This is a genomic window from Ruminococcus sp. (assembly GCF_017650195.1).
Classification (GTDB): Bacteria; Bacillota; Clostridia; order Oscillospirales; family Ruminococcaceae; genus Ruminococcus.
Window position 1 is genome coordinate 1 of the sequence record NZ_JAGCFH010000254.1, and the last position, 4,996, is coordinate 4,996.

Annotated in this window: 4 protein-coding genes, 7 tRNA genes and 1 pseudogene; 8 read left to right on the forward strand and 4 right to left on the reverse strand. The window is 39.9% G+C overall.

All coding sequences use genetic code 11. The features are described from left to right. Nucleotides 1-162 (reverse strand): annotated as a pseudogene (locus J6U00_RS11520) (adenylate kinase); the annotation flags it as partial. A 553-nt stretch (nt 163-715) separates the two neighbouring features. Here J6U00_RS11520 and J6U00_RS11525 point away from each other — a divergent pair. From J6U00_RS11525 to J6U00_RS11550, 6 genes are all read left to right on the forward strand, one after another. After that, nucleotides 716-794, forward strand: a tRNA-Leu gene (locus J6U00_RS11525). Between the two features lie 3 nt (nt 795-797). Next, nucleotides 798-873, forward strand: a tRNA-Leu gene (locus J6U00_RS11530). 39 nt (nt 874-912) lie between these two features. Continuing rightward, complete coding sequence (locus J6U00_RS11535; RefSeq protein ID WP_296582002.1) at nt 913-1,137, forward strand: helix-turn-helix transcriptional regulator; 225 nt, start codon at nt 913-915, stop codon at nt 1,135-1,137. A 12-nt stretch (nt 1,138-1,149) separates the two neighbouring features. Beyond that, nucleotides 1,150-1,236 (forward strand) — tRNA-Tyr (locus tag J6U00_RS11540). Between the two features lie 7 nt (nt 1,237-1,243). Next, nucleotides 1,244-1,320, forward strand: a tRNA-Glu gene (locus tag J6U00_RS11545). A 2-nt stretch (nt 1,321-1,322) separates the two neighbouring features. Then, nucleotides 1,323-1,417, forward strand: a tRNA-Ser gene (locus J6U00_RS11550). A 215-nt stretch (nt 1,418-1,632) separates the two neighbouring features. On the opposite strand, the gene J6U00_RS11555 is transcribed toward J6U00_RS11550, so the two are convergent. Further along, nucleotides 1,633-1,707 (reverse strand) — tRNA-Glu (locus J6U00_RS11555). A 5-nt stretch (nt 1,708-1,712) separates the two neighbouring features. After that, nucleotides 1,713-1,789, reverse strand: a tRNA-Met gene (locus tag J6U00_RS11560). A gap of 218 nt (nt 1,790-2,007) precedes the next feature. Between J6U00_RS11560 and J6U00_RS11565 the strand changes: the two genes are divergently transcribed. Next, the gene (locus J6U00_RS11565) at nt 2,008-2,451 is read left to right on the forward strand and encodes a DUF5680 domain-containing protein (protein WP_296582004.1); all 444 of its coding nucleotides are present in this window, start codon (nt 2,008-2,010) and stop codon (nt 2,449-2,451) included. Nucleotides 2,452-2,950: 499 nt separating this feature from the next. After that, a complete protein-coding gene (locus J6U00_RS11570; protein ID WP_296582005.1) occupies nt 2,951-3,142 on the forward strand; it encodes a hypothetical protein in 192 nt (63 codons plus the stop codon). Nucleotides 3,143-3,628: 486 nt separating this feature from the next. Here J6U00_RS11570 and J6U00_RS11575 read toward each other — a convergent pair. Further along, nucleotides 3,629-4,996 (reverse strand): dockerin type I repeat-containing protein (locus J6U00_RS11575; RefSeq protein WP_296582007.1); only part of this gene is annotated, 1,368 nt, incomplete at its 5' end.

The window sequence follows — 4,996 nt, forward strand, 5'->3', positions numbered from 1 at the left end:
CAGCTTGTCGTCGTCATAGGGAGTGAGCTCGGTCTGACCGCTTCTTATAAGTCCCATTTTCAGGTGGTCGATAGACAGGTAAGGGTACTTGTATTTTTCAAGCAGTTTCTGCGCGAGAAGCGTTTTCCCTGTATGCGAAGCACCTGTTATCAGTATTATCATAGTAGCCGCGGCTCCTTTCCGATAGTTTCCATAATTATATCATATTTGGGGGAGTTTTTCAATAAAAAAACAGCTCCTGTCCGTGTGGATGTGAGCTGTTGTCAGTTATCGCAAAATATGCGACAACTCATTTTAGCAGGAACTGTTGCGTTTTTTTGCAACGGTTCATTTTTCAGTTGTTGCAGAAAATACAACAACTCATAGTAATGTGCAGAAAATGCACATTGCTATTTTTATAATATACCTGTGGTTTACTTGATTTTTCAGAAAAGCTATGATATAATACAGGTAAAGTCCGAACAGGAATGGCCGTGAATGGTCACTGTAATAAGAATTATTTTGAAAGGAGTTACCTGAAATGAACGTATTTACTATGTCTTATCTGTATAGCGAAACATTACTGAGCCTCAGCCTCGAACTGGAAGAGACTCTTATTGTGCTGCATACAGAACATAGTGCAAATGATACGGTCATTTAGGGACTTGTCTTCAGTATAGATCCTTGAATAGCCAAATATAGCACCGTCTGTATACAGCAGACGGTGTTTTTTTATGCCCGCATGATGGAATTTTGGCATACATCCCTGTCTAAGAAGCAGGTTTTTGCGAGTTCGAATCTCGCTGCGGGCACCAGATGCTCTCGTAGCCCAACGGCAGAGGCAGCGGACTTAAAATCCGTATAGTATGAGTTCGAATCTCATCGGGAGCACCAACTTTATCAAGGATCATATACTGAAAGGAGTTGCTGAAAATGCCTATCATTGATGTGAAAGCAACAGGCACTAACATAAAGAATATCATAAAATCCAAGGGCTTCAAGATATCCGATGTGCAGGCCCGATGCGGTTTTAATACTCCGCAGGCTATATTCAAGTGGATGCGTGGGGACGCTGTTCCCACTATCGATAATCTGATAATCCTGGCGGATATGTTTGATGTGCCGATAGATAAGATAATAATCGTCACCCGTATCTGAGTGACGAAATATGGGTAAGTGCGCCGAATTGGTGAAGGCAGCGGACTGTAAATCCGTGACATAGAAACGTTGTAGGTTCGAGTCCTACCTTACCCACCAAAAATATGGCGGATTCGTCTAACAGGTCAGGACAAGAGGCTTTCAATCTCTAAATGCCGGGTTCGAACCCCGCATCCGTCACCAATGGTCGCATAAGCCTAACTGGTAAGGCAGCAGTTTGCTAAACTGTGAGTAATCGGAATATTCCGATGTCTGAGTTCGAGTCTCAGTACGACCGCCAAAAATAAGACTCCGTCTGATGTATTGTCAGGCGGAGCTTTTTGCATAATAAAAGCTAAATGAATATTATTCATTAATATGCATAAGTGATACTGTGAAAAAGCGATGCTTATACACTAAAAAAATTGAGTAGCGTACAAATAGCGTACAAACTCATTTTTTAGGAAAAAGAAAACCCACAAACGGCTATTTTAAGCCATCTGTGGGATTGCTAATTGGTGACCCGTACGGGAATTGAACCCATGATTCCGCCGTGAAAGGGCGATGTCTTAACCTCTTGACCAACGGGCCATAAGTGGTAGCGGCAGTAGGATTTGAACCAACGACCAATCGGGTATGAACCGAGTACTCTAGCCAACTGAGCTATGCCGCCACAAATATAAGCAGGCGTCACCTGCGACTAAATTATTATATTACAAAGAGAGACAAAAGTCAAGAGAAAAGCGCTGAATTGAGAATAAATTTGGAAATCCGCACAATTAATCGCAGAACATGATATATCTTGTTGGTGAAAATATGGTGGAGCAAGTTGACACAGTTGCGAAAAAGTGGTAAAATAATTTAGTAAAAAATATGAAATGGAGAAGAGTTATGGCGGATAAAAAAACAGTGGAATTTCTTATCAGAGCAAAGAAAGCGACTTATGCAGGAAAGGGCGCGGAAGTGGAGCCCTCACGTCCTAAGTCCCACGACCTGCATTACATGGAGGATGATATGCTATATATCGACAGCTACCTTGGTGGAGAGCACTTTGCAGGGGAGGAGGTAGTGTGGGCAGATGGTTCACCATACTGGAGCATGAATTACTTGGGCAGAGTTACAGGTACGCCGTTCAGCGGAGATTTTCTGAAGGAAGCCCTTCTGCGTGTGCCTTTTGATCGACCTTTCCGTGGACCTGAGGAGTATACGGATGGGGACTACACTTACAATAGTAAGGTAGACGGTGATTTTGAATGGTTCACTGGCTATGAGAACATATCGTATAAAGGTGAGAAGATATACGAGTGTTATTACCATGGTGGAACAATAAAATAGCAGAGGGAGCAGCCTGGGCATATGCGGCTGATTTTTGAGTTTACCCGACATGGGCACAATCTAACTGGTGAGTATTTCGAACACGCCCAGATAGTGTGGAGTGTATAGCCGAATTGATTAAATGTTCGTTTTGAACATATTTGATAGAAGAATTAAGGTAGTATGACCATCATTTTCCTTCAACAGAAAGATTAATAAATGAGATTTTAGAATATGATGTAACTTTTTGATTCTCTCATATATCCCACTTTTCGGAGGTAGAAATTGATTTAATTGCTTTTTTATCATAGCCTCCACATAAATGTTTAAAATTTCAATACTTCACTTTTGGATTATTAAGATTCAAATATTCCAGTTTTTGTTTTTTTGTCTTAAAGAAATTTCAGTACAATATTTTTGTATTCAGTAACAACAAGAGGAAAAGTTCTATATAAGTTATTATTTCGATGGCATCGAGGGATTCAACTACCTTGAGACGAAGAATATAGTGGTGATTGGAATGCCTAATGTTGAAGAAAAGGTTTATAAGCTGTACAATATGCGAATGGGAGCACAGACATCAAAGCTTATACACATTTTCAACATTACTATGCATGAAAAGTTCACGGACATCATCAGGAATATCGAGATTTACTACAAATGTACAATCTGCGAAAAGCTATACCCAAAAAATACTTTATTCGGCGTTTAAATTAGGTAAGATATTAAAAAAAGAGAAACTACAGTATATTGGCGCAAACAATAAAATTTATTTGTTAGCTACATGCTAGCTACCGTTGGTTTTGGAATACATCTCTAAATAACCAAAAAAATTCCCGATTCGCATAGAATCGGGAATTCTGTGTAATCCCAGTTGGGATAAAATTATCTCTTTGAGCTAAGCAGTATCGTTTCACTTATTATTACTATTTTTCAGTAAACGCCGAAAACACGATAAAATCTGCAATTTAGAGCAATAGCTATAGTTGCAAATTTCAAGTTTTATCGTAATTTAGTTCAACTTTGTTGAACAGAAGTTGAACCAGCGGATTTGGCTATCTCGTCGGTATAGAAACAGGTGCAGCCCCAAAACGGGACTGCACTAAACTTAGGACGCCATATCAAGGCGTTCTTTTTTTGGATGAATAAAACTCAGTAATTATACCGATGCGGTCACATTTTATTACCCGATTTTAGTTTACTCTAAGCCAAGTAGCATTTTCTGAATAGTCTGAGCATCGCCTACTGTAAGACCGTCGCCGTCTATATCTGCGTTAACTTTGCCCTGTTCAGTAAGATGATGTTCAGCTGTACCGTCTATGCCATATTTATTCGGATTTGCAAGAGCCTGCATGATAAGTACGGCATCTGCCATATCAAGCTGACCGTCACAGTTTGCATCACCTTTGATCTTATCTATAACCTTTAAGCTTACATATCCTGTAAATGCGCAACCCTTTGCATTGAAGCTGATGCTTGCTTCTCCTGCTTTTAATGCAGTTATCTTAAACGTATCGATGCCCTTTGTGTAGTCAATGGAGATAGCATCACTTGCAGAATATACCGAGCCATTCTCGGTTTTCTTTGTCTCGGGATTATAGAAGCGTCCTTCTCTTGTTTCGCCTACTACCATTGGAGACTTGTCAATCTCTACTGTAGGCATAAAATCATATATTACAGAAGAAGTTACTGTTTGAGTAGTTGTTGCAGTTGTATTAATAACATGAGCAGTCGTTGTAGTATTGATCAAACGATCTGGTACAATAAGCTTAACTGAAGCTGTTCTTCCATCAGGAGTTTGAGCATGAAGTGTTGTTTCACCTGTTGATACGCCCATTACATTTACCAGATATCCCTGCACCTTTGTTATTTTGGCAATACTTTCGTCATCAATCGTATACTTTACAGGAGATTCGCCAGGCTCATAAAACTTGCTATCATTGTAACCTTGAAGCGATATACCACCATTAATATCGAGTTCAATGCGAATAGACGGTGAACCAAAGGATAATTCTTCAGTCTGGGATACTGTTGTAGTTGTTGTAGAGTTATTTGTCCAAACTGCCGTTGTAGTAGTGACAACCGCTTTTGGAACAATAAGCTTAACTGAAGCAGTTTTTCCGTCAGGAGTTTTGGCATGAAGTATAGTTTCACCCTCTGCTATACCCATAACATTGACAAGTATTCCTTGAACTTGAGTGATTTTTGCAATCTGCTCATCATCTATCGTAAATTCGATAGGAGACTCACCAACTTCGTAGAACTTGCCGTCGTTGTAGCCTTGAAGCGATATACCACCATTTATACCATTTTCAATACGTATAGATGATGAACCAAATGTAATTCCATCTATTCTGGTAGTTGTGGTATTGGGTGTAGTCCACACCGCAGTTGTAGTCGTTACAGGAGTTACATACGATACTAATTTGACAGAAGCCGTTTGACCGTCCGGAGTTTCTGCATGAAGTGTAGTTTCGCCTGCTGATACTCCCTTAACATTCACAAGACATCCCTGTACCTTAGTAATCTTGGCAATACTTTCATCATCGATCGTAAACTTTACAGG